This is a genomic window from Siminovitchia sp. FSL H7-0308, from assembly GCF_037980985.1.
Lineage (GTDB): Bacteria > Bacillota > Bacilli > Bacillales > Bacillaceae_C > Siminovitchia > Siminovitchia thermophila.
In genome coordinates this window covers 3,663,597-3,688,520 of record NZ_CP150282.1, presented here as the reverse complement: position 1 = coordinate 3,688,520, position 24,924 = coordinate 3,663,597, and the positions used below count along the sequence as shown (strand labels likewise).

19 protein-coding genes are annotated in these 24,924 nt (G+C 40.5%); 17 read left to right on the top strand and 2 right to left on the bottom strand.

The window, feature by feature from the left end; translation table 11 throughout:
• Positions 1-16: 16 nt before the first annotated feature.
• The 3 genes from MHB50_RS17370 (at position 17) to MHB50_RS17360 (ending at position 2,858) form a co-directional block, all read left to right on the top strand.
• Positions 17-1,108, top strand: a complete 1,092-nt coding sequence (locus tag MHB50_RS17370) for an aminopeptidase P family protein (RefSeq protein ID WP_340084310.1) — start codon at positions 17-19, stop codon at positions 1,106-1,108.
• 32 nt (positions 1,109-1,140) lie between these two features.
• Positions 1,141-1,266, top strand: a complete 126-nt coding sequence (locus MHB50_RS17365) for a hypothetical protein (RefSeq protein WP_268920969.1) — start codon at positions 1,141-1,143, stop codon at positions 1,264-1,266.
• A 98-nt stretch (positions 1,267-1,364) separates the two neighbouring features.
• The gene (locus MHB50_RS17360) at positions 1,365-2,858 is read left to right on the top strand and encodes an OPT/YSL family transporter (protein WP_340085358.1); all 1,494 of its coding nucleotides are present in this window, start codon (positions 1,365-1,367) and stop codon (positions 2,856-2,858) included.
• 585 nt (positions 2,859-3,443) lie between these two features.
• Here MHB50_RS17360 and MHB50_RS17355 read toward each other — a convergent pair.
• Positions 3,444-3,800 carry a helix-turn-helix domain-containing protein gene (locus MHB50_RS17355; RefSeq protein ID WP_077112971.1) on the bottom strand — a complete coding sequence of 119 codons (357 nt, stop codon included), beginning with the start codon at positions 3,798-3,800 and terminating at the stop codon, positions 3,444-3,446.
• 163 nt (positions 3,801-3,963) lie between these two features.
• Between MHB50_RS17355 and MHB50_RS17350 the strand changes: the two genes are divergently transcribed.
• The 5 genes from MHB50_RS17350 (at position 3,964) to MHB50_RS17330 (ending at position 9,749) form a co-directional block, all read left to right on the top strand.
• The gene (locus MHB50_RS17350) at positions 3,964-4,161 is read left to right on the top strand and encodes a helix-turn-helix transcriptional regulator (protein WP_077112972.1); all 198 of its coding nucleotides are present in this window, start codon (positions 3,964-3,966) and stop codon (positions 4,159-4,161) included.
• Positions 4,162-4,367: 206 nt separating this feature from the next.
• Positions 4,368-5,837: an argininosuccinate lyase gene (argH, locus tag MHB50_RS17345; protein WP_077112973.1), complete on the top strand. Its 1,470-nt coding sequence runs from the start codon at positions 4,368-4,370 to the stop codon at positions 5,835-5,837.
• Between the two features lie 29 nt (positions 5,838-5,866).
• Positions 5,867-6,574 (top strand): GntR family transcriptional regulator, encoded by a 708-nt coding sequence (locus MHB50_RS17340; protein ID WP_077112974.1) that lies wholly within the window; start codon positions 5,867-5,869, stop codon positions 6,572-6,574.
• Positions 6,575-6,947: 373 nt separating this feature from the next.
• Positions 6,948-8,012, top strand: coding sequence for an NAD/NADP-dependent octopine/nopaline dehydrogenase family protein (locus tag MHB50_RS17335; protein ID WP_083717634.1), 1,065 nt, complete (start codon positions 6,948-6,950; stop codon positions 8,010-8,012).
• A 255-nt stretch (positions 8,013-8,267) separates the two neighbouring features.
• Positions 8,268-9,749, top strand: coding sequence for an amidase (locus MHB50_RS17330; RefSeq protein WP_077112975.1), 1,482 nt, complete (start codon positions 8,268-8,270; stop codon positions 9,747-9,749).
• Positions 9,750-10,126: 377 nt separating this feature from the next.
• Here MHB50_RS17330 and MHB50_RS17325 read toward each other — a convergent pair whose 3' ends face one another.
• Positions 10,127-13,201 (bottom strand): ATP-binding protein, encoded by a 3,075-nt coding sequence (locus MHB50_RS17325; RefSeq protein ID WP_340085357.1) that lies wholly within the window; start codon positions 13,199-13,201, stop codon positions 10,127-10,129.
• A gap of 1,015 nt (positions 13,202-14,216) precedes the next feature.
• Between MHB50_RS17325 and MHB50_RS17320 the strand changes: the two genes are divergently transcribed.
• The 9 genes from MHB50_RS17320 (at position 14,217) to MHB50_RS17280 (ending at position 24,402) form a co-directional block, all read left to right on the top strand.
• Entirely contained in the window at positions 14,217-15,695 is a 1,479-nt protein-coding gene (locus tag MHB50_RS17320) for an MDR family MFS transporter (protein WP_253191908.1), read from the top strand.
• A 411-nt stretch (positions 15,696-16,106) separates the two neighbouring features.
• Positions 16,107-17,429 carry a 4-aminobutyrate--2-oxoglutarate transaminase gene (gene gabT, locus MHB50_RS17315; RefSeq protein WP_340084309.1) on the top strand — a complete coding sequence of 441 codons (1,323 nt, stop codon included), beginning with the start codon at positions 16,107-16,109 and terminating at the stop codon, positions 17,427-17,429.
• Between the two features lie 201 nt (positions 17,430-17,630).
• A complete protein-coding gene (locus MHB50_RS17310; RefSeq protein WP_340084308.1) occupies positions 17,631-18,131 on the top strand; it encodes a tripartite tricarboxylate transporter TctB family protein in 501 nt (166 codons plus the stop codon).
• A 95-nt stretch (positions 18,132-18,226) separates the two neighbouring features.
• Entirely contained in the window at positions 18,227-19,648 is a 1,422-nt protein-coding gene (locus MHB50_RS17305) for a tripartite tricarboxylate transporter permease (RefSeq protein WP_340084306.1), read from the top strand.
• On the top strand, positions 19,641-20,624 hold the full coding sequence (locus MHB50_RS17300; protein WP_340084305.1) for a tripartite tricarboxylate transporter substrate binding protein: 984 nt from the start codon (positions 19,641-19,643) through the stop codon (positions 20,622-20,624). Before MHB50_RS17305 ends, MHB50_RS17300 begins: the two co-directional genes overlap by 8 nt.
• Positions 20,625-20,671: 47 nt before the next feature.
• The gene (araD, locus tag MHB50_RS17295; protein ID WP_340084304.1) at positions 20,672-22,414 is read left to right on the top strand and encodes an L-arabinonate dehydratase; all 1,743 of its coding nucleotides are present in this window, start codon (positions 20,672-20,674) and stop codon (positions 22,412-22,414) included.
• Between the two features lie 54 nt (positions 22,415-22,468).
• On the top strand, positions 22,469-23,227 hold the full coding sequence (locus tag MHB50_RS17290; protein ID WP_340084303.1) for an aldolase/citrate lyase family protein: 759 nt from the start codon (positions 22,469-22,471) through the stop codon (positions 23,225-23,227).
• A 344-nt stretch (positions 23,228-23,571) separates the two neighbouring features.
• Positions 23,572-23,991, top strand: a complete 420-nt coding sequence (locus tag MHB50_RS17285) for a MarR family transcriptional regulator (protein WP_340084302.1) — start codon at positions 23,572-23,574, stop codon at positions 23,989-23,991.
• 18 nt (positions 23,992-24,009) lie between these two features.
• Positions 24,010-24,402 (top strand): rhodanese-like domain-containing protein, encoded by a 393-nt coding sequence (locus MHB50_RS17280; RefSeq protein ID WP_340084301.1) that lies wholly within the window; start codon positions 24,010-24,012, stop codon positions 24,400-24,402.
• Positions 24,403-24,924 lie beyond the last annotated feature (522 nt).

Sequence of the window (24,924 nt, the reverse complement as noted above, 5' to 3'; positions counted from 1 at the left end):
ATGAAGGAGGCAGACAATGTTTCATAAAAGAAAAGCAGCCGCTCTCGCATATATGAAGGAATTTGATATGGAGCTATTGGTATTGGTTCCGGGTTCAAATTTATATTATATGACTGGAAATAAACTGAAACAAAGTGAAAGGTTAACATTATATTTTTTAGAGCGCAGTGGAAGAGGTATTTTCTTTGTTCCGGAAGTTGAAAAAACGAAATTCATGCTGGGCGAGGATGATTGTATATTAAGTTATTCTGATGATGAAGGTCCTCAGTCCTTATTAGATGATGTAAGAAGCAGTTTAGCCCAACACTATAGCAGAGTCGGTGTTGAAACAAATACGATGCGATTATTTGAATATCAATTCTTACATGAATTGGGCATGCGGCAAACTGTTCATGCAATGAATCTATTGAAAGAGATGCGTCAATATAAGAATTCAGAAGAAATAAAGAGTATCAAAAAAGCTGTTTCTGTTTTAGAGGAGAGTTTATTAGCTATTTTACCAACTATTCAGATTGGAGTACAAGAAAAGGAAATTGCGGCCAAATTAGAGTACGAAATGAGAATGAGAGGTTCGGAAGGCACTCCTTTTTCAACGATTGTGGCTTCGGGATATAGAGGAGCGCTGCCACATGGCCGAGCATCTGACAAGACGATTGATGATGGGGATTTTATTGTCATTGACTTTGGGGCGATTGTAGATGGTTATGTAGGCGACATGACTAGAACAATCGGGATCGGACATATTTCTGCTAAACAAAAAGAAGTTTATCATGTGGTCAAAAGAGCGCTAACGGAAGCAATTGCATCTATTAAGATTGATGAAAAGATCGGTGACATTGACGCAACCGCCCGAAATATCATTTCCCAAGCCGGTTACGGGGACTGCTTTACACATCGGTTAGGTCATGGAATTGGTTTGGATGCCCATGAAGATCCTTATATTATGCAAACAAACGATGATCAGATTCGTCCGGGCATGGCATTTACAATTGAGCCGGGTATCTATCTTCAAAATGAATTTGGGGTTCGAATAGAAGACAACATCGTTGTAACCGAAGCAGAAATAGAAAATGTCATGACCGTCAGTCATGATTTGATTGTTTTATAAATGACGTTATTTTTCCAGGGGATGGACGTGCATTGCGTCTATCAGCTTTTGATCCAGGGGAAAAACGTTCCGCATTTCTGGATAAGAAGAAATGCCGCCATTATGGAAAAGAGGAAACAAAAACGATCCAAAAGGTGATTCATCATTATGATTGGTAAGGAAGAGATAGATATTGAGAAAAAAACATCCAACTATTTTTAACCCAATCACGATTTTTTTAATCGTTTTTACGGCTATCTTTGGAGCAGTCATCGGGATGCAATTAATCACAACATTAGGTATTTCCGCAAATACATCCATCATTGGAGCAATTTTCGCTATGATGATTGCCAGAATACCCATTCAGCATTTTATTCGTTTTAAATCTGTCCATCGGCAGAATATGATTCAAACTTCCATCTCGGCCGCAACTTTTGGAGCAGCAAGCAGTTTACTGCTGCCAATTGGCATTCCCTTTGTCATGGGGATGCCCGAGCTAATATTGCCCTTGTTTATAGGTGTAACGCTTGCGATGTTTGTCGATGCCATTTTATTATATAAGTTTTTTGATTCAAAAATATTCCCGGCAGAAGAAGCCTGGCCACCGGGTATTGCAACAGCCGAAGCAATTAAGGCGGGTGATGAAGGTGGAAAAAGGGCTAAAGTATTAGGAGCAGGTATTGTTATTGGAATTTTGGGTTCGATCGCCAAGATTCCGATGTCCGCTTTTGGTGTCGCCTTTATAGGAAATATTTGGGCGTTAACAATGTTTGGTATCGGTCTCTTGCTCAGGGGATATTCAGTGCCTTTATTCGGAAGTGATATAAACGATTATTATATACCTCATGGTTTTATGATAGGTGCCGGGATCGTGGCATTGGCTCAAGTATGCATGTTAATATTCCAGAAACAAGAGCAAAAGGGAAACGGTGAATCGGTCAATAGGTATTCAAGAAATGAAAAAGATATTGCCCAAGGATTTAGAAACGGTACACTTGCCTATCTTATCATTGCTGTCTTGATGGCACTGATATCTGGCATATATCAGGATATGTCGATTTTGATGTTAATTGGTTTTATTTTGTTTGCGACGCTTGCTGCTTTTGCTCATGAATTAATCGTAGGGATTGCAGCTATGCATGCAGGATGGTTTCCGGCTTTTGCGGTTGCGCTTATTACTTTAATCATCGGCATTCTCATTGGTTTTCCAAAAGAGGCTTTGGCTATTTTAGTTGGCTATAGTGCTTCAACAGGCGTTGCTTTTGCTGATATGGGCTATGACTTAAAAACGGGCTACATTTTACGGGGGAATGGTACAGACCCAACTTTTGAAAAGGAAGGAAGAAAGCAGCAATTATATGCCGCTGTCCTGGCTTTTTTGGTAACGGTTACAGTTGTTTTTGTATCCTTTCAAAGCTATTTTGAAAAAGACTTAATCCCGCCTGTTAATTTTGTGTATGCGGCTACTATTGAATCCGGTGTTTCTCCCCAAATAGCGACTCAACTCATAATTTGGGCTATACCCGGGGCGTTGCTTCAAATGATTGGCGGCCCTAAACGACAGATGGGGGTTCTGTTTGCAACCGGATTATTATTAATAAATCCCATTGCCGGATGGGCGGTGCTTGCCGGTATTTTCATCCGCTTTATGATGTATAAGATCAATAGAAACCAAGATCATCAGTTGATGACGGTTATGGCCGCCGGATTTATTGCCGGTGACGCTTTGTACAGCTTTTTTTCTTCCATCTTTAAGATGGGAAAGCAGTAATTTAGTACGGCGGCTGCAGCATGCTCTAATATTTTGTATTCGGTATACCTATAAAAGAGACATACCTGTAACCGAAAGTCATTTTCGGAACACAGCCATACTTTCCCAGAAGGCGTGGATGTTGAAGGGCGGGAAAAAATAATCGGCCTTTTTAGCATACGAAATCGATTTTGGGAATCTGCTACAACAGCAAATGAGGCTTGCTTTTGGTTGTTTTATGATAAACCTTTTAGACTACGGTCTGATGATAACTATTTTATAAACGCTTAATTTCTCTCGGTGTACTTCAACATCCTAAAAAAGAATGAGGTGTTTGTATGCAACATTTTATACAGGTCTTGGATGTTTAATGGCTCCTTCTATTCTCTTTTTAACGACCAAAGCCATCTTTGGGTAAAACAATGAACGAAGTGTATATGCGACCAGAAGTGAAGGAAAGGCAAAACTTGTTACACTCTTGTCTTTTCTTTACTTTCAAGAAAGTGCGTGGCTCGCCAAATTTGGGCGGAAGTGCCCGCTTATCATATGTAATGGGAGAATGGTGGATTTGGCATCAACATTGAAGCACGTGAGAAATTCATCCGCTTATTCTGTTTCCCCTTTGATAATTTTCCACATTTGTCTTAGCTTACGCAAATCCTCTTCATCGGATTTAGGCAGTTCTTTATGCCAGCGGTCAAGTTCAGGGTCTTTGATGACTGTTGGATACTCATCATCATCTTCTTTTTCAGATCCAGTGGGATCATCGGTTATACCGAGTAAATAATCCGTTTTTACGCCATATAATAAGGCTAACTTTTTTAGTGTGTCAGTGTCAGGATCACGATAGTCCCTTTCATAGTTCGATAAGACTGCATTTGTGATTCCAATCTTTTTAGCCACATAAATTTGGGACCAATTTCTTTTCTCTCTTTCTTTTTTCAAACGAGATCCTAAGCTCATCATACATCACCATTTTATACATTATACTTATAGTTTACCCAAAATAAACGCTGTGTTAAGTAGATTTAACAAAAAGTTTAGTAGTGTACTTGACTTTCAACGGTACGTATATATAATAAAAGTAGCCGTTTAAACTTTACGTTGAAAAGGCGGTGATATCACAATGTTGCACAAAAAAATTAAAGAGGTCAGGACAGCCAAAAATATAAAACAAGTTGTGATAGCGAATGCTCTTGGTATTACCGTGCAAGCGTACAGCATGAAGGAAGGAGGCAAGCGCCCAATAACTACAGCCGAGCTGGAGTTGATCGCTGCCAAATTAGATGTGCCGGTGTCGACATTTTTTTTGAAAGCGGATTAAACGCAGGGTTAAAGATTTGTAATTCATAAATGTCGGAAAGGAGACGATAAATGTAATGAATGGAAAATCTATTAGCCTGTGAAAAATTCTGTTTTACTTCAAAGCAAGTCTTGAGTGGATGTGAGGCACAAGTTCCAATACCCTTTTTTTAATGAAATTGTTCGGTCATTCAAACAATGTAATGGCTAAAGAGGGAGTGGATTGAGATGGGAGAAAGGTATGCTTCGGGATTGTCGGAAAAAGTGATTTGTTATCTATTTGAACCTATTGATGAAGGAGCGGAACGGTCTTTTCATTATATGCTTGATGTGAATAAGGCATATGTATCAATGCTGATTTCCGAAGGCATTGTCGACTTAGAAACAGGTAAAGAGATCATGCGGTCACTGAAAGAAATACATAATGAAGGAAACGAACAGTTTGAGATTGATCATCGCTTGGAGAACCTTTGCTTCTATATTGAACAGAAATTGGTTGATAAAGTCGGGAGAGAGGTTGCCGAACAACTGCATAAAGGCAGAAACAGAAATGATCTGTATGCGACTGTCACGAGGATGAACAGCCGTGAAGGCATAAAAAGGTTATGCGCTCTGTTATTAAAGCTGCGCGGCGCCTTGTTAGAACTTGCTGACTATCATTGTCATATGGTTTTTACCGCTTATACACATATGCAGCCTGCGGTCCCGATTACATTGGGTCATTATTTTTCGGCGATCCTTCATGCAATGGAACGAGACTTTACTCGCTTGGGCAGGGCCTTGCAACAGACTAATCTTTCTCCCCTGGGATCAGATGCGATGGCAGGTACGGCTTTTCCGATTAAATGGAAGAAGACTGCCGAGTTACTGGGTTTCGCGGAATCAATGACCAATTCATTGGATGGAATCGCTTCTCGTGATTATATGTTGGAAGCTTTATCTGCAATGAATATTCTCATGAATCATATCAATCGTCTGTGCCATGATTTACATATTTGGTCTACAGATGAATATGGCATCGTTACGGTCGGAGAATCAGCAACTGCTTCCAGCGGTAGAACGTTGCATAAAAAGAATCTGGTTACTTTGGAACGTATAAAAGCAAAGTCATCACATGTGTTGGCAGCCCTTGTTTCCGCCATCGGTTGCATGAGCAACATTCCATATGCCCATTGCCAGGACTTGGCAGGGGAGAGTACGAAGCTTTTTTGGGATTCCTTGCATGAAGTGGGAACAGCATTGGAGTTGTTGTTAGAGACAATACAAACGATTGATTTTAAGGAAAAGAAGATGCAGAGCGAATCATCCCGTAATTTCTCCACTGTTACTGAGCTGGCAGGTCTGCTTGTCCGTGAAGCAGGCATCTCTTTTCGGCAAGCCCATCAAATAATCGGTTCGATGGTGAACAATATGTTACAGCAAAACCGTACATTCCATCAGTTAGATTCCAGATTCATCGAACAATCATCCATTGATGTGCTAGGAAAAGGTATTTTTATCTCTCAAGAAAAAATTGAAAACGTTTTACGTTCTGTCAAAAATGTAAATGCGAAAATGGTGCAAGAAGAGACGGATTTTATGGAAGTGAAAAAGCAACTGGAAAAGTTGAATCACAAGATTCAACAAGATAAAAAGTGGATGCTCCAATTCGAAGAAACGATCGGCCGTTTTAAAAAGGAGTTAGAATCTTACATGTAAAATGACAAAATAACCCGGGAGTGGAAATATTGAAAACGAACAAATTTGATCAGGCACTTCCATTATATTTTCATATTAAAAAAGTATTGCAAGAAAAAGTTGCAAGCGGTGTATGGAAACCGGGAGACCAAATCCCAAATGAAATTGAGCTCGCGGACATCTTTCAAGTGAGCCGATCCACTGTAAGAGAAGCAATCCTTCAATTGGTTCGGGAAGGTGTACTTGTCAGATATCAAGGTAAGGGAACTTTTGTATCGCAACCGAAAATCGAAGGTGAACTGATCAACTTCAATTTTTCAAGCAAATGGGCCTTTAAGCAACAAATGGTTCATGTAATTGAAAAGCCTTGTACTGTTTCAGTGGCAAAAGCATTGGGATTGGCGCTAAATGAGATCGTCTATGAGATTAAACGAATCAACTTTTTTCATACTGAACCGGCAGCTTTGGAAATTTCTTATATCCAAAAAGCATGTGTACCTAATTTGACAAACCATTCTATCGAAGGAAGATTATATGATTTGTTGAACGAGAAATACCATATTTCCATTACAAATGCGGAGAGTGATATGGAGCCTGTTCTTTTAAATTCAGCGGAAGCGGGAATGTTGAAAACGAATATGGACAAACCGGGGTTGAAAATAACACGGGTTGGTAAAACATTATCGGGAAAACCGGTTATTTTAACCGACAGTTTGATCCGGGGCGATAAGGTGAGAATGTTTATTCAATCCAGCTAATGAAAGAGGAAAAAGAGTTGTTTCGTGGGTGGCATCAGTTGTTTCTAGTTCCACATGATGGTTTCGCAAACATTATTTTTGAGTGGCTACCGCAATGAAAATAGGAACCTATATTTAATGCAGGACTTCAAGATGTGACATAGCCTTGTTTTTGTGACAGATTAGATCGTTTTCAAGGATAGGAACGATGTTGGTCGGCTAGTCTAAAGGCTCCGGCGACTATGTGATTTGCTCGTTGCTTGGAATTTCTCCCATTTTGCTTATCGTCCGGAAGGAGTGGCCACTATTTTAGGGATGATCTTGTATTGGGGATTTTCCGTTTGAAAAAATAAAAAATCCAATGAATCGTTATCTGCCTAAGGAGGGATAGACATTGAAGTTTACAATTATTGGCGCCGGAAATAGCGGTCAAAGCATGGCGGCACATTTAACGTTATTGGGTTATAACATTTCTTTATATGATATTCAGGAAAGTTTAATAGAAGGAATCAATGAAAAAGGTGGAATCGAAGTCGAAGGGTTTATCCAAGGTTTCGCTCCAGTAAAGGCTACAACCAATCTGGAAAATGCCATGGAAAATACGGATGTCATTATGATCACGACAACAGGAAGCGCACACCGGACAGTGGCGCGCGCGATTGCGCCTTATTTACAAGATGGACAAGTGATTATGCTTTGTCCGGGTTATTGGGGAGCTTTGGAATGCAGGAGTATTTTCAGAGATATGGGCATGAATAAAAAAGTGTATGTCGCAGAAACGGAATCTTTCATTTATACTTGCCACTCTACGGCACCGGGACATGTTCAAATTAGGAAAATCAAGGAATCTCTGGAATTTTCGGCTCTGCCTTCGAGTGATTCGGCCATTGTAAAAGACAGACTTAGTGAAGTATATCCGCAATTAAAGATTGCCGGTAGTGTGTTGGTGACAACTTTGAACAATTGCAATCCGATTTTACACGTGCCGATCGCACTGTTAAATGCGGGGAGAATTGAATCTGAAGGGGAATTTGCCTTTTTCCTTGAAGGTGCCACACCATCAGTCGTGAATGTTGTGGAAGAGTTGGAACAAGAGCGGTTGGTAATGGGACGTCACTTAGGGATAAAATTGTCTCCCGCACTGGATTTGCTGCGCCGTTTTTATCGGGTGGAGGCAACAACCTTATATAAAAGTATTCAAAAAAACCCGGTCTATCAATGCGAAAAAGCTCCCGTCACATTAAATCATCGTTATATATATGAAGATATTCCTTATGGTTTACATCCGATGGTTGAACTTGGCGAAAAGCTCGGTATTCATATGAGGTGTTGCAATCTGCTCATTGATATGGCGTCCTTACTGGTAAAGGAAGACTTGAGGGAGAGGGCTGTCAGGCTGTCGGATTTAGGATTGGCGGATATGAATCCGGATGAAATAGTAGCGTATTTGGAGGAGTAAAATATAAACGAGTCAGCAACAAACGGCGGTATTAATGGTTGAGCGAACAATTGGTACCGCAGTTTTTTATGGGCAAACCCGAAAATAACAACTTTCTAAATATGAAAAAAGAGCTTACTGATAGAAAAAGACTATGGCAATTTTCAAGGTTACATTTTTTAAAGCAATGCTTCATGACCTATTATTGCTTTCACTATATAAAACCGCTTACATGTATGGTATAATGATTGAAAATTCGGATAAAGGAGGCATTTCATGGGTCAGTACGCGTATAAAAGTATTTCAGAGCTGTCACAACTTATCAGGGAGAAAAGACTTTCGCCTGTTGAGTTGCTTGAAGCGACCATCAAGCGAATTGAGACCCGCAACCAAGAGACCAATTCATTTGTTTACTTGAATTTTTCAGAAGCTAGAGAAAGAGCAAGGCAGGCTGAAGAGATGGTGATGGCCGGGGAAAAGTTGGGGCCTCTGCATGGTATTCCAACTGCTATAAAAGATTTATTTGATTTTAAACCCGGTTGGCCCGCCACATATGGAGGTATTCCCGCTTTAAAAGACCATATAGCCGATTTTTATTGTGTGTATGCTGAAAGAATGGAGAAAGCCGGTGCGATTATTGTAGGTAAAACAAATAGCCCTATCATGGGGTTTCGAGGAACGTGCGATAATCCATTGTTTGGACCAACAAAAAATCCATTTGATGTAACAAAAAATAGTGGTGGTTCTTCGGGAGGAAGTGCCGCTGCAGTGGCGGATGGGTTGATCCCTATTGCGGAAGGTACAGATGGGGGTGGATCGATTCGTATTCCTTCTGCCTGGTGCGGCACATACGGCTATCAAGCGTCCTATGGCAGAGTTCCAATGGTCATGAGGCCGAATGCTTTTGGCGGTATGAGTCCTTTTCTTTATGAAGGGACGATAACGAGAACGGTTGAAGATGCTGCCATTGGCATGGCCTCCTTGACAGGTTATGATTCCAGGGATCCTTTGAGTGTAAACAGCAAGGTGGACTACATGGGAGCCCTCCATAAATCTATGAAAGGATGGAAAATAGCCTACAGCCCGGATTTTGATGTGTATCCGGTAGACGAAAGAGTCAAGAATGTTGTGAAAAGTGCTGTGCAACTGTTTGAAGATGCTGGCGCGCATGTAGAAGAGGTGCAATTCGGTATCAAAAGAGACCAAAAGGAATTAAGTGATTGCTGGTGTCGAATGATGATGACCGCAAATATCGCAACATTCGAAATTTTAAAGCGACAAGGACTGGATTTATTAAAGAATGATCGAGATGACCTTCCTGAGGAATTTACTTACTGGTCAGAATATGTCCATCATATGAAAGCAACAGATATCATCAATGACCAAATCATCCGAACAGAAATCTTTGACTCCATTCAAAAGATCTTCAACGAGTATGATCTCATTATGACGCCAACTTTGGCTTGTCTACCAGTGGATAATGCGGATGATGGGGAGACAAAGGGGCCTTCTCACATAAATGGAATTGAAATGAATCGGTTAATTGGTTGGTGCCTCACTTACTTTACAAACTTCACGGGACACCCCTCTGCTTCTATTCCTGCTGGTTTGGCAGGTCATCTTCCAGTTGGAATGCAAATAATTGGAAAAAGATTGGCCGATGAGGATGTATTCACTGCCAGTTCCATATTTGAACAGCTTAAGCCTTGGAAAGGCACGTACGAAATCTGCAATAATCGGGCCCGTGTCGAATCTTGATTCATAAAAAAGCTTGCATGAGCTTTTAGATCCCGCATGTAAGATGCTATATACACCACTTCAAGACCTGAGTTGATACAAAAGGGCTAAGTTGGAGAAAACGGCACCTAAATGCCTGATTGGTTCAACTAACATTCAGTAGGAGAAGGAAGAAAACTCCTACTGAATGAAGTTTATTTTGGCTACTTAGAAATAAATCATTAGCTTAAGGAAGTTGGAGGATTGCATTGAAGTAAGAAAGAGCCTTGTTTGGAATAGGCAAAGCAAGGCTCTCAATCGTTTTACTCATATTCCTTTCCGGAAAATCATTATATGCGAAGATCGTCCTTTTTGGCACCTGGGTTCGTACTTATGTTTATACGAGCTCTGGGCATTGTTCATTGCAGCTTGGGGATTTTAAAAGATACTGTTGTTCCTTTGCCGACGGTGCTATGGATCGCCAGCTCTGTTCCGAACATTTGTTTCAATCGCTTGTTTGTATTAACGAGGCCAATCCCTTTGGTTAGTTCTGCCTGGCTAGAAAGGATCTGTTTGATTTTTTCTTTATCCATTCCTACACCATTATCTTGAACCATTATTTCCACATCTTTTTTATCACTCATAATGCTTATGAGTATTGTACCGCCGTCAATTCGTTTTAAGACACCATGCCGGATGGCATTCTCTACAAGTGTCTGGATGGAAAGGGGAGGAACGTGTAAATCAAGAACTGTATCCACCTTCCATTCAATCTGCAGCTTGTTGCCGAAACGTTCCTGTTCAATATACAGATATGCTTTTAACAGTTCAATTTCATGTTCCAGAGGGACGGAACGCTGCAAGTTGATTGGACTAAAGCTTTTCTGCAAATATTGCCCGAATTTTTCCAGGAGAGAACTCATTCTATCTGTATCAATTTCACTAAGTGATGCAATTGTATTAAGTGTATTAAATAAAAAATGAGGTTGTATTTGTGCTTGAAGCCATGCAGCTTCCATGCGCAAACGCTCGCTAATCGACTGTTTTAAATTAGCGAGGGCATTTACCCGGGCTTTTAATTCTAAGCTATTAATCGGTTTTGTGACATAATCATTCGCTCCTGATAAAAAGCCTGTCACGATATCTTCAATATTGCTTCTTGCGGTTAATAAAAGAATGGGCAACTCGGAAATTAAGAATCTCTTACGAATTGTGCGAGATAATTCATATCCGGACATGTTTGGCATCATCACGTCAGCAATCACCAAATCCCATTCATTTGTATGCAAGTAAGCCAGAGCCTCTTCCCCGCTCGTTACTGTAACAAGCTCAAATTCATTTGGCGGGAGAATATTGGACAGGATTTTCAAATTAACCGAATCGTCATCTACTGCCAAAATCTTCGGCCGATCAGTTGTTAGTATCGTGTAAACTTTGGATGCATTTACGTAAGTAGAAGAACGCTGGAGTTGAACTGCCGTTTCTTGATCCGCTTTATTGATTTCGGATGTGGCTTTTACCGACTCAATCCCGGGATGTTCTATCTCATTATCAAGCTGTAAGGTAAAAGTAAATACAGAACCCTTTCCGGGGGTTGACTCGACTGATAATATTCCGCCGTGCATTTCTACCAATTGTTTACAAATGCTTAATCCGAGCCCTAGTCCACCTTCAGCAGTGCTGGGATTTCCTTGAACATACGGGTCAAAGATTTTCTGTTCGGTTTGTTTATCAATTCCAATCCCTGTATCCGCTACATGGATACGTGCCATTCCGTTCTTTTCATCGGCTCGGATGGAAATAACTCCTTCACTCGTAAATTTAACCGCATTATGAATGAGGTTATACAAAATTTGAATCAAACGATTTTCATCAGCCATCACGTTAGGAAAACGGCCGGGAATATCAATGGCCAGTTGGATAGGCTTCCTTTCAATCATGAATTGAAACATATCTAACACACCTGAAACGACTGTTCTGATATTAACACTTTGCTTTTCCAAGCGATTGCCTTGTTCTTTTATGCGGGTAATATCCATTAAATCGTTCAACATGAGCGCCATTCGGCGGCTGATTGTGATCAGGAGCTCCATATTGTTTTTCGTATTTGCGTTCAACGAATGATGTTGCTCGTTTGCAATCGATTCGGCGATATTGATAATCCCATGTAGCGGATTTCGCAACTCATGGGAAATGTTAGCAAGGAACCGGTCTTTTAACTGGTCTTCCTGTTGCAGTTTTTGGTAAAGCGCCTCTCTTTCCTCCGTTTCATGAAAAAATTGTTTAAACCAATACGTTGAAAAAAAGACAACGGCCAATATGATATCGTATGGATAGAATGCTGGATACTTAACGATGCCCAGTCCCCGCGAAATTCCCCACCCCAGGCTAGAAACGATACAGAGTGCCGCAAGCAGTATGAATAATACATCCCTTTTTTCAGTAATCATTAATTTAAAAATCAGTAAAGTGATTGTGGAAAAAGAAACGAATATGAACAGAGAATTGAATGGTGAAAAGCCGATATACTTATAAGGAAAGATAATGGTGAAAGTCCCGCTAAGTACACATATGATTGTTAGGGAATCAAGAATTTTATAATGAGATTGAGTAAAAAACAAATGTTTAACAAATTGCAGGAAACAAGCAGTCATTGCCATATATGAAAATTTTATTATTTTTATATACCATTCATAATTCAATGGCAGGATGTTTAAAAGCAAGCGGTCATCATCGAGAACAACACAAATGCCAAAGAATAAACTGCCAAGCGCAAAGAAGAGCAATTCTTTTCTCTTCGGCCTTAATGAAAACAAAATAAATGCGTACAAGCTATGAACAAGCATAATAACAAGGACTAAAAATTGCATGGATGCCGAAAAGTAAAACTCTTTTTGGATAGCATATTGACTTCCAAATTTGATTGATTTATGAATGCCGCCTGCTCCACCATGATCATAATTGGATGCATGAATGATTAGTTCGATCTCTCCAAGCTCATTTGGCTTTAATGTAGATGAAAAGGTAAGGGCGCTTCCTTTATGATTTTCCGGGCTGGTGGCGGGAACGCCTATTTCTTCGATAAGTTTCCCGTTTGCAAATAGTTTTGCCGCGGTTCGAATAGAACGAAGGCGCATTCCGTAATCTTGTTTGCGATCTTTTGGAACTAGGATTTTTAAGCGGTAGGTTCCATTGCCGTATGCGGGAGTTGTTTCCCCGGAAAAAAACTTGTTCCATTTGCCAGGAACCGATATCATCTCTCCCGGTGCCTTCGGGCTTTCATCGGGGTTTAGAAAAGTGTTCGGAAAAAACTCCCATTCACCATCTAGTCGAATTGTTTGATCCTCTTTCATATTCCATTGTCTAAGGTCCAGAATACCTTGAACAGCTTTGGGTTGATCTGATGGGGAGTCATGGAATAACCAAATCAATCTAAAACAGGTCAATAAGAGAAAAAACAAACAGGCAATAAAGAATGTTTTTGTTTTGATCATTTTGAGCAATTTAACCATCACCTTGGGGCCATTTACATGAAGTAAATGGGATTTTGACTGCACTGCGTATACCTTGACATTGATAAGAGAGAGCGCTAAGCTTCTAATCTATATTTAAATGTACTATAAAAGTGTTTAAAGTGTCGGGAAAAAATATTCCTCTTATTAACATTTTTTATCCCGCATGTAAGGTGCCGTAAGCCTCCCACATCAAAATCTTGAGTGAATACAAAAGGTCCAAGTGTGAGAAAACGGCACCTAAATGCCCGATTGGTTCAACTAACATTCAGTAGGAGAAGGAAGAAACCTCCTACTGAATGAAGTTTCACTTTATCCCGCATGTAAGGTGCCGTAAGCCTCCCACATCAAAATCTTGAGTGAATACAAAAGGTCTAAGTGTGAGAAAACGGCACCTAAATGCCCGATTGGTTCAACTAACATTCAGTAGGAGAAGGAAGAAACCTCCTACTGAATGAAGTTTCACTTTATCCATCATTGAAAGATCAATTAGCAAAAAAAGAAATTATTAATGTTAAGAAAAAAATAAGTAAAGTTGCTGTTAAATGCGAAAAAGGGCGGCGGCTATTTGGTATAATTGCGATTGCCAAAACCTAAATACCCAAAGGTGAAAGCTGAATATTGAAAAATCAACCAATGTAGCCGGGCTCCTCATCAATACTTGACACTTGTCGGCAAATTTGTATAAAATGAATATTATTTCAATCGGAAGGGGACAAAGTACATGATTTTCTAATCCTATTTCAAGAAAAAACATTGTTATGAACTATTCGGATCACTTCTGCATGAAAGGTCGATTCTTATTTGGGTATTGAATGGTTTGTAACAGTGCTTTTCTGGGTAGGATTAGCTATGTGCTTTTATAGTTAAAAAGGGCGAAGTGTCTTCTTTTTGCTATAAGGTCTCATTGCCTCCTGTTCAGAAAAGGACGGGAGGTTTTTTTGTGTTTGTAAAGTAAATGTTTCAAGGATGGAAAAATATTTGTAAAAAGGAGTCGATATGTGTGGAAAGCAAGTATGAATTTTTATCAGAAGATCCCAATATCAAAGTGTTGCCAATTATGCTTTCATTAATCATCGGCGCCTTTTTTGCCATTTTAAATGAAACGTTGTTAAATATTGCGCTAACGACGTTAATGCAGGAATTTGGCGTATCCTTGACGATTGTGCAGTGGATGGCAACCGGTTTTATGTTGGTAATGGGTATTGTCATTCCTGTATCAGCTGTATTGATGCAATGGTTTACGACACGGCAAGTGTTCTTGGGGACAATGATTGTATTCACAATTGGCACGGTCGTTTGCGCTGTTGCCCCTAATTTTAGCATTTTGTTGGTCGGCCGGTTACTTCAGGCAGTTGGAACCGGGCTTTTGACACCGTTCATTTTCAATACATTTTTATTGCTGTATCCGCCTCATAGACGCGGAGCGGTAATGGGAATTGTTGGTTTGGTGATTATGTTCGCCCCGGCAATCGGGCCGACATTATCCGGAGTTATTGTAGAATATTTGGGTTGGCGCTATTTGTTTATTGTTGTCATTCCATTTGCTTTGTTTTCCATTTTGTTTGCTTATAAGTATTTAATCAATGTTTCAGAAGTCACAAAGCCGAAAGTGGATGTATTGTCCATTGTGTTATCGACGATTGGCGTAAGCGGCATTGTATTTGGTTTCAGTTCGCTTGGTGAAAGTGATGCTGGATTCCTCAATCCGCTCGTTTACCTGCCGATTATTGTTGGGGCCGCGGCACTCACCTTGTTTTCCTTCCGGCAGTTGAAGCTTGATGAACCGCTGCTTGATCTCAGAGTATTTCGGTTTCCCATGTATACACTCGGAGTCATCTTATTTTTGATTATTCTGATGGCGATGTTCTCTTCGGAAATTATTTTGCCGGTCTTTATGCAAGGACCGTTGGCGTTGACGGCTGCGACCGCGGGCTTGGTTTTGTTGCCGGGCAGTTTGTTAAGCGGGCTTTTGTCACCGGCAATGGGGCATCTGTTTGATAAATTGGGACCGCGTAACCTGCTCATTCCCGGCACCATGCTATTATGCGCAACGATGTTTATATTAAGTAATTTAAGCTTGCAAACACCAATTTGGGTAATTGTTGCTTGTTATATGCTGCTCATGGTTTCGATATCGGCTGTAATGATGCCTGCTGAAACGAATGGCCTGAATCAATTGCCGAAAAAAATGTATCCCCATGGGACGGCCATCATGACCACTTTGCAGCCGATTGCCGGTGCGATAGGCGTGTCGGTATTTATCAGTTTGATGAATGCCAAGCAAGCTCATTTTCTGGAAAAAGCAGAGGCTCCGACTCATCCTGCAACGATCAAAGCATCAATGGTGGAAGGTGTTGAATTTGTCTATCTCATCGCTCTTGGCCTATCGGTCATCGCTTTGATCATGTCATTTTTTGTGTATCGGGCCACGCCCAAAGAGATGAACGCTCCGGTATCGAAGGAATCGGAGTAAATAACGGCCTTACAAACGGGCTGATAAAGGCCTCTCCAGACAAATAAAAATCACGAATATGGATTGAACTTGAAAAAGAAAAGAGGCGTTCATTGGGGCGCCTCTTTTTTTGAGCCGTAACATATATCGGCATGGAAGTGATGCGATGTAGTAAAAGTCCGCGCTCCGTCCAGTTTCCTTTAAAAGAAAGCATCAAAATGATTCGGTGTGTTGCGATTTAAGTTTTATATCAATTGTAAGACAATATAAAAAATATGTTGAATTTTGTTATTTTCGTTGTTATAATTAACTCGAAAAATGAAATAACATTTCAATTAATGAAATGTAGGTGTAAAGAGTACATATTATTGCATACTCAAAAGTAAAATTGTAAGGGCTGTCATTGAATGAAAGTGGAAAGGGGAGTTTTCATTGGGATTTATTGAAATAAAAACAACCATTCCCGGGCCGCGCTCATTAGACTTATGGAAGAAGCGCAAAGACGCTGTTCCCAATGGTATTTCCACCAATATTCCAATCGGAGTCTCTGAGGCTTCCGGTGCTTTAATAAGGGATATGGATGGGAATTGTTTCATTGATTTGGCTGGAGGTATTGGAACTTTAAATGTTGGACATTTACCACCCGGAATCGTCGAGGTGCTGAAAGAGCAACTCGATTGCTTTATTCATCCTGTTTTTCCGGTCACTATGTATGAGTCTTATATTCAATTGGCTGAAAAGCTTAATCGCTTAGTCCCAGGAACATTTCCTAAAAAAACGATTTTCTTGAACAGTGGCGCAGAGGGAGTTGAAAACGCCATCAAAATTGCCCGGCGATTTACCGGACGACCCGGTATTATTTCTTTTGAAAGAAGCTTTCATGGAAGAACCTTTATGACGATGTCACTGACAGGTAAAGTGAAAGACTTTAAACAAGGTTTTGGTCCGATGGCGACAGATGTATACAAGGTTCCCTATCCATACCCTTACCGTGATGAGCAAACGACAGATGAGGAATTGCTCAACAGTTTTCACCGCTTATTTCAAACAACGGTTGACCCGCGGGATGTTGCGGCCATTATGATGGAGCCTGTCCAAGGAGAAGGCGGACTGGTCGTTCCGTCCGCAACATTTGTAAAGGGAGTCAGAAAGCTGTGTGATCAATTTGGCATCGTTTTTATAGCCGACGAAGTTCAGACGGGCTTTGCCCGTACAGGAAAATTATTCGCCATGGAACATTTTGATGTAGAGGCCGATATAACAGTACTGTCAAAATCAATTGCTGCCGGAATCCCCTTGGCAGCTGTTACTGGAAAAGCGGACATCATGGATTCTCCAAAACAAAAGGAACTGGGAACGACTTTGGGAGGGAGTCCGTTAGGATGTATCGCAGGCCTTAAAGTGTTGGAAATGATAGAAAAAGAGAATCTGACAGACAGAGCTAATCTAATCGGTCAACAAATCAAAAAGCGCTTGGCGCATTCATCATCGTTCATTGGTGAAATAAGAGGAATTGGCGCGATGATCGGAATTGAAATCGTAAAAGATAAGGACACGATGGAACCATACCCTGAAATGGTGAAAGACATTGTGAAAAAATGTTATGAAAATGGTGTGATCATCCTGACAGCCGGGGCATATGGGAATGTAATACGACTGCTGCCGCCCTTGGTCATTACTGATGCAGAGTTGTCGGAAGCATTGGCTGTATTGGAGAGTGTCTTATCCGGATTAGAAAAAGAAGGAAATTGTTAATGTTTTTCAGGAAGTTTAAATCAATTCTTCAACCTTATTTCCGTGGTAACGACCTGCGGAACATATCAAGCCAAGCGTGCTTTCAGGAGATACTCCAGGTCTCCTGATCCGCAGGGCTTATCACTTTCGGGAGATATATGATTAAAGAGAAAGCGGTTACATAACGACTCTGTTCCGTTTTTCTTTTAAAGGAGGAGAAAAATGCCAGAAAGCAGATTAAGAGATTTATTATCATCTATGTCCTTTTTGTTACTTTCTATTATTTTGTATATCGCTTCAACAAACATGAAAAGAATATCAGATGTTGGTGTGGGTCCTGACTTCGCTCCCAAAATAGTAGCAATCGGGATGTTTATTTTAAGCTTCATACTTCTTTTGAATGTGTTAAAAGATGTTATAAAAGCAAAAAGCAACACAACCGTGGAAAAGAACGGTAAAGCCTCTTCTATCAATTTTATTAAAAAATATAAAAATGCATTATACACCATCATATTGATTTCTCTTTATGTCATCGCCATGCCGGCTGCGGGTTTTCTTGTAAGCACTATCGTCTATTTATTCGCGCAATTTTGTTTATTGGGGGAAAGGAAAAATTGGCATTATCCACTGTTTGGCACTTTATCGGTAACGATTGCGGCGGCTGTATACTTTTTATTTAAATTAGGTTTTGAGCTGCGGCTTCCCTCGGGAATTCTTGGCTAAGAAAGGAGGATTTTATTTTGTGGACAGATCTTGTCGCAGGATTTTCAGCCATGTTTTCTATCTCTAACACTCTTCTTATTTTAGGAGGTGTGGGGATGGGGTTGATATTTGGTTCCATTCCCGGTTTAACCGCAACGATGGCGATTGCAATATGCCTCCCCATAACATTTGGAATGGACCCGGGAGCGGGAATGGCTCTATTAATGGGATTATATATGGGAGGAGTGTCCGGCGGACTTATTCCGGCCATACTGTTAAAGCTCCCTGGAACTCCTTCGTCGATAGCGACCACATTTGATGGGTATCCTATGGCCCAAAATGGACAAGCCGGCAAGGCGCTTGGTTTGGCAATTGTTTTTTCTTTCTTGGGAGGACTTTTGAGCATTGCTGCGTTAATGTTAATTGCGCCGCCACTTGCAAAATTGGCACTGCATTTCGGCCCAATGGAATATTTTGCAATTACGATGCTTGCATTAACATTGATTTCCAGCTTGTCGGATGGATCGATTATTAAAGGAATGTTAGGTGCTCTTTTGGGGATGGCGCTTGCTTTGGTTGGTTCCGCTCCTATCGACTCCTATCCGCGATTAACCTTTGGTATAAGTGATTTAAATGCGGGATTCAATTTACTCCCTGTTCTTATCGGTCTATTTGCTGTAAGTGAAATCATTAAAATTTCTGAGTCTAAGGTAGGGTCGTTATCAGGAAATATTTTAATAGATAAAATCAAAGGGTTCGGCTTTTCAGTAAAAGAGTTTTCCGGTCAGCTTTGGAATTTTCTAAGATCGAGCTTGATAGGAATCGGGATCGGTATTTTACCGGGGATTGGCGGCGGAACAGCAAATATTGTAGCTTATGCCGCGGCTAAAAACCGTTCTAAAACACCAGAAAAGTTCGGGAAAGGGATGCCGGACGGTGTGGTAGCCTCGGAAAGTTCCAACAATGCCGCGGTTGGGGGCGCTTTAGTTCCTTTGATGGCTTTGGGGATTCCGGGTGATACGGTCACGGCGATGCTGATTGGGGGACTTGTGATACATGGAATACAACCGGGCCCGTTGTTTTTCACTCAAAACACGGATATTGTTTATGGGATATTTGCCGCATTAATTATCGCGAATATCATGATGATTGTATTGCTCTTTTTCGGAATGAGAGCATTTATTAACATTTTAAGTGTTCCCAGGCATCTTTTGCTGCCTATCATCATCGTTCTTTGCGCTGTAGGCGCTTTTGCGGAAAATAACCGTATATTTGATATGGGCTCTTTATTGTTCTTTGGTGTAGTAGGTTATTTGTTAATCAAAGCGCAATTTCCTATTACTCCGATTATTTTGGGCTTTATCTTGGGGCCAATAGCCGAAACAAATTTACGAAGAGGATTAATGGCGACTCAGGGAGATTTTTTGCCATTTCTAACGAGCCCGATCCCTTTGGCGTTTTGGAGTGTAGCATTGATAACCGTGCTATTCAAAATATGGAAAAGTCATAAACAAAAAGGAGTTGTCATACGTGAATAATATATTGAAAAAAAACGGTACATATTTGCTTCTGATCGGCCTCTTGTTTTTTACTCTTGCGGCTTGCGGAAAGAGCGGTGCTACAGGTAACGGCTCTGAAGAATACCCTAATCAGTCAATAGAAATGGTCGTTCCTGCATCAGCAGGGGGAGATACCGATCGTAACGCCCGCCTTTTAGTGACATATCTGGAGAAAGAATTAGGTGTTTCTATTGTAGTTCAGAATGTTGTAGGTTCCGGGGGAACGATCGCAGTGGATGAATTGTTAAGTGCAGAGCCTGATGGTTACAGGGTGTTGTATTTTCATAATGGTATTTTACTAAACAATATTTTAGGGTTAAGTGAAAATAAATATTCAGATTTAGCGATTGCGGGAATAAGTGAACTGGATGAAGGGAATGGCATAGTCGTAAAAGGGGATTCAAAATATAAGGATATAGAGGATCTGATCGAGGCGGCTAAAGAAAAACCTCAAGGTATAAATGTTGGATCACTGTTGGGGTCGTTTACCCATATTCAGCTTTTAGATATTCAGGAAAAAGAAGGTATTGAATTTAACTTTGTAGATGTCGGGGATCATAGCGACAGAAATGCGGCGTTGTTGGGCGGACAAGTTGATGTCATTCCTACTCAGCTTGGACTAGTCAGTGATTATTTCAAATCCGGTGATATGAAACCATTGGCCGTTTTTTCGGAGGAGAGATTAGAACAGTTTCCAGATGTGCCCACTTTTAAGGAGTTAGATATAGACTCAACATTTGAAAAATTCTTTTTTACAGCATTTCCTCCAGAAACGCCGAATGAAGTAGTAGATGTTTTTTCAAAAGCTTTGGAAAAAGTAAGTAAAAATGAAGAATATATTAAAAAAGCGAAAAGCTATGGCATTACTCCTACCTATATTGGTTCTGAAGAAGCGGAGAAAATGATGGAAGAACGGCAACAAGCGTATCAAGCCATATATGAAAAGTCCAAATGATGCGTTTTGTAGACCGAGATTATGTAAAGAATGCCGGAGGTGTGGTAATGATGAGCAACAAATTGAAACAAGAAAAGCCGCTTAGAAGTGAAAGGTGGTTAGACGCTAATGATTTTCGCAGCTTTAATCATCGCTCCCGCATGATGCAAATGGGGTTTGGGATAGAAGAATGGGATGGTTCACCCATTATTGGAATTATGAATACTTGGTCTGAGATAAACCCGTGTCATCATCATTTTAAAGATCGGGTAGAGGATGTAAAAAGGGGAGTTCTCCAAGCGGGAGGAATTCCTATAGAAATACCTTGTCTATCACTTTTTGAAAGTATTAATAAACCATCTGCATTACTCTATAGAAATTTGCTGGCTATGGAAGTAGAAGAGCTATTACGGTCATATCCGATTGATGGAGCCATTTTGATGGGAGGATGTGATAAAACGACGCCGAGCCTGTTACTGGGCGCAATCAGCATGCAAATTCCCGCAATCTTTGTTCCAGCCGGTCCCATGCTGCGAGGAAATTATAAGGGACAAACGCTTGGGTCGGGATCGGATGCATTTAAGTATTGGGATGAATACCGGGCTCATCATATTACTGATCAGGAGTTGGAAGGCATATGCGGCGGGTTAGCCAGAAGTCCGGGAACTTGCATGACGATGGGAACCGCGAGTACGATGACATCCATAGTCGATGCGATGGGATTGACAATACCGGGAGCTTCATCCATACCGGCAGTAGACTCCCATCATAAACGGATGTGCAGACAAGCAGGAAAGCGAATCGTGGATATGGTTTGGGATGATGTTACCCCTCATAAAGTGTTGACAGAGAAGTCATTTGAGAATGGTATTGTTGTCGCGATGGCACTTGGGGGATCGACCAACGCGATTATTCACTTAATTGCAATGGCAAGAAGAGCAGAAATTGATATAACGATTGATGATTTTGATCGGATAAGCCGCTATGTACCTGTCATCGCCAATATTAGGCCGAGCGGCGATCAATATTTGATGGAAGATTTTTATTACGCGGGCGGTATTTTGGGAATGATGAATCGATTAAAGGATTTTCTGCATGTGGAGGAAATGACAGTCATGGGAAGAACGATAGGGGAGTATATTGATAAGAAGCAAGTATATCATGATGATGTGATCCGTCATCTTGACAACCCGGTATATCGAGAGGGATCGCTTGCTGTATTAAAAGGGAATTTGGCACCTAATGGCTGTGTCATCAAAGCCAGCGCCTGTTATCCGAAATTTCTCAAGCACTCCGGGCCAGCTATCGTGTTTGATGATTATCCTGCAATGAAGGCTTTTGTGGAAGATGAAAATGTCGATGTTACGGAAAATCATATTTTAGTACTTCGAAACGCGGGTCCGAAGGGAGGACCGGGCATGCCAGAGTGGGGAATGCTGCCGATTCCGACTAAGCTGGTGAAGCAGGGGGTACGAGATATGCTTCGTATTTCAGATGCGCGAATGAGTGGTACAAGCTATGGCTCATGCATATTACATGTAGCGCCCGAATCTTATATAGGCGGTCCATTGGCTTTGGTAAAAACAGGCGACATCATTACTGTGGATGTCATGAATAGGTCGATTCATCTGGAAGTTTCAGAGAAAGAAATGCAAGAAAGAAGGTCGCGGTGGCAGCAGCCTGAACCTCAATTTCACCGTGGTTTTGGTTGGATGTATTTGAATCATATCCAGCAGGCGGATAAGGGATGTGATTTCGATTATTTAGAAACAGGGTTCGGTGCGCCAGTTGATGAACCGGCCATATTTTAGGGCTGGGTTAACTTGATTTTATCTTTTTTAAAAAACAAAAGAGAGGGATGAAAAATGTCGAATCCCATCAAAGAAGCAATACATGCGGGAAAAGTGCCGATAGGATGTTTCATAGGCATGTATAGTCCGGCTTTGGTTGAGACGGCAGGATATGCCGGTTTCGACTATATTGTGATTGATAATGAACATGGGGCATTTAGCTGGGGCGAAGTGGAGGAAATGATCAGAGCATGTGAAATATCGGGAGCAGTCCCTTTTGTAAGAGTGCCCAGTTCAGATCGGATAGATATTTTAAAAGCATTAGATAGAGGAGCAAAAGGCATTCATGTTCCGCAAGTGAATAGTCCGGAAGAAGCTGAAAGAGTAGTAATGGCTGCAAAATATCCTCCTCAAGGAAACAGGGGAACGGCGTATTCTATCCGTGCTGCAAAGTATGGATTTGCGGGAGGAGAAGAATACTTAAACAAAGCCAACGATGAAATCTTTATTGCCGTTCATGTGGAAACGCCTACAGCTGTCGAAAAAGTGGAAGGGATTATGCGATCAGGTATCGATGTTGCCTATATTGGTCCAACGGACTTATCGGTTTCATCCAGGAAAGCAGATAAAGGATATCTTTGTAAAGACATTCAGCAACTCATGGATAAGGTAATGGATGCCGGAAGGCACCTCGGTGTGAAAGTAGGAATACAAGTTGCCAATTTAAAAGAGTTTGAGGAAAGAAAACGATGGGGAGCTTCATATATGGGGATAGGCATTCATTCGATTATAAACCCGGCCATGAAATCTTTTGTTCATAATGCGCACGATTGATTCACGAAAATCTATTCATAGGAAAGGGTTTTTAGGCACAAAAAGGGCGGTTAGCCGCTGAGGCCTTTAGGTGTAGCTTTACATTAAAGATTCATAAAACTCCCCATATACAACATCAATTAAAAAGCCGTTATTTTGAAAAAAGATTGATCAAAATGACGGTTTTCTATTTGGTTAAATGTCCATTTTTCTTTTTAAACTACAGCCCCCGATTTTTTCATAAGTTATTTTACGATTTTTTTTGATGTGTTACATTTTATTACATACGTCTGCTTGAATTTCGAATATTAATCAGTTATACTGATTATATAATCAACTGACTATTTGGAGGTGTATATTAACTATTGGAAAAGTGGAATCAATCTTATGGTTTTTTGCTTGGAAAAGTTCTTCAAAGAATGGAAACTAAATTTGTTGAAGGCCTTTCCCCAGTTAAAATTAATGCTAGACAATATGGGGTTCTTTTATTTATTGAAGAGAGCCCCTATTCTTCACAAAAAGATATTTCTGAAAAATTACAAATCGACCGCACAACAATGGTTAGTCATATTGATCACTTAGAAGGTTTGGGATATGTAGAGAGAACAAGGAATCCAAATGACAGAAGGTCTTATAGTCTTTTGATTACACCTAAAGGAAAAGATGTAGTAGATTCACGTTGGAAGTTTTTAATTGACACAGAGTTAGAAGTTTTGGCCCCTTTAAGCGATCAAGAAAAACAATTGTTGAAGGAGATCCTTATTAAAGTTTGGACTACTCTATAAAATCGGAGGCAACTAATTATGGATGCACTTGAATATTTTAATGCACGTCTAGAAGCAACAATTAGCCCTATGGATTATTTAAAATCGGTATCAATCGAGCCGGAAAAATACTTTTTGATTGATGTTAGAAATGGACCTGATCATGTAAAAACTTTAACAATTAAGGATGCCCATATTATTCCTCAACAAGAGATGCGAGACCGTTTAAATGAAATACCTAAAGATAAGGAAATTATTGTTTACTGTTGGGATGTTTGGTGTAACACAGCTACCAAAGTAGCCTCCTTTTTATTAGAGCACGGTTACCAAGTGAAAGAGTTGACCGGAGGTATTGCGGCATGGAAGGAGATGAACTTTCCTGTTTCGGATTTGACTCAAATTCATCACATTTCAGATAGCTGTGGGTGCTGATTCTAGATTGCTTTGCGAGATGATGTAATGAATGAAGATCAGGGTGGTTTGCACCACTTAGTCATTAAAAACCACTGGTAATAGGAGTTTAGTTATTATTCTCTAGGTTACATTTAAAGAAAGTGCTCCGTACTAGAAGGTTTACTGGTATTAGGTTATGAAAATGTTCACTTTCAGTTTGATGCGGGAAATACATTTTTTTCTTTCCGAAGAAATGTAAACCTTATTTCTTCAACGTAACGCTCAACTCTCTTTTGTGAAGAGTGGAAAATATTGATGCTTCGTTCTGATTTTGGATATTGGTAAAATTAAAGGGAACTATTTTAAAACTAATGGCAGAAAAAATGATAAATGGAAAAAAGACATAAGCAAATACGAAATAGCAAAACCCGAACAATTCATTTAAAATTGTTCGGGTTATTTGTGTAAAAAAAATCCCTGTCATCGCTACGTCAACATATTTCGCTTTCCGCGGGCCCGGCTTCAGCTTCCTCGGAAGCAAAGATCGCTTTCCTGCGGGAT

What these genes read in the sequence shown, in the direction of transcription:
- MHB50_RS17350 (WP_077112972.1), top strand. Translation starts at nt 3,964, where the DNA reads ATGTTGCACAAAAAAATTAAAGAGGTCAGGACAGCCAAAAATATAAAA.
- argH (WP_077112973.1), top strand. Translation starts at nt 4,368, where the DNA reads ATGGGAGAAAGGTATGCTTCGGGATTGTCGGAAAAAGTGATTTGTTAT.
- MHB50_RS17370 (WP_340084310.1), top strand. Translation starts at nt 17, where the DNA reads ATGTTTCATAAAAGAAAAGCAGCCGCTCTCGCATATATGAAGGAATTT.
- MHB50_RS17310 (WP_340084308.1), top strand. Translation starts at nt 17,631, where the DNA reads ATGCCAGAAAGCAGATTAAGAGATTTATTATCATCTATGTCCTTTTTG.
- MHB50_RS17280 (WP_340084301.1), top strand. Translation starts at nt 24,010, where the DNA reads ATGGATGCACTTGAATATTTTAATGCACGTCTAGAAGCAACAATTAGC.
- MHB50_RS17360 (WP_340085358.1), top strand. Translation starts at nt 1,365, where the DNA reads ATGCAATTAATCACAACATTAGGTATTTCCGCAAATACATCCATCATT.
- MHB50_RS17290 (WP_340084303.1), top strand. Translation starts at nt 22,469, where the DNA reads ATGTCGAATCCCATCAAAGAAGCAATACATGCGGGAAAAGTGCCGATA.
- MHB50_RS17325 (WP_340085357.1), bottom strand. Translation starts at nt 13,201, where the DNA reads ATGATCAAAACAAAAACATTCTTTATTGCCTGTTTGTTTTTTCTCTTA.
- MHB50_RS17330 (WP_077112975.1), top strand. Translation starts at nt 8,268, where the DNA reads ATGGGTCAGTACGCGTATAAAAGTATTTCAGAGCTGTCACAACTTATC.
- MHB50_RS17305 (WP_340084306.1), top strand. Translation starts at nt 18,227, where the DNA reads ATGGGGTTGATATTTGGTTCCATTCCCGGTTTAACCGCAACGATGGCG.
- araD (WP_340084304.1), top strand. Translation starts at nt 20,672, where the DNA reads ATGATGAGCAACAAATTGAAACAAGAAAAGCCGCTTAGAAGTGAAAGG.
- MHB50_RS17355 (WP_077112971.1), bottom strand. Translation starts at nt 3,800, where the DNA reads ATGAGCTTAGGATCTCGTTTGAAAAAAGAAAGAGAGAAAAGAAATTGG.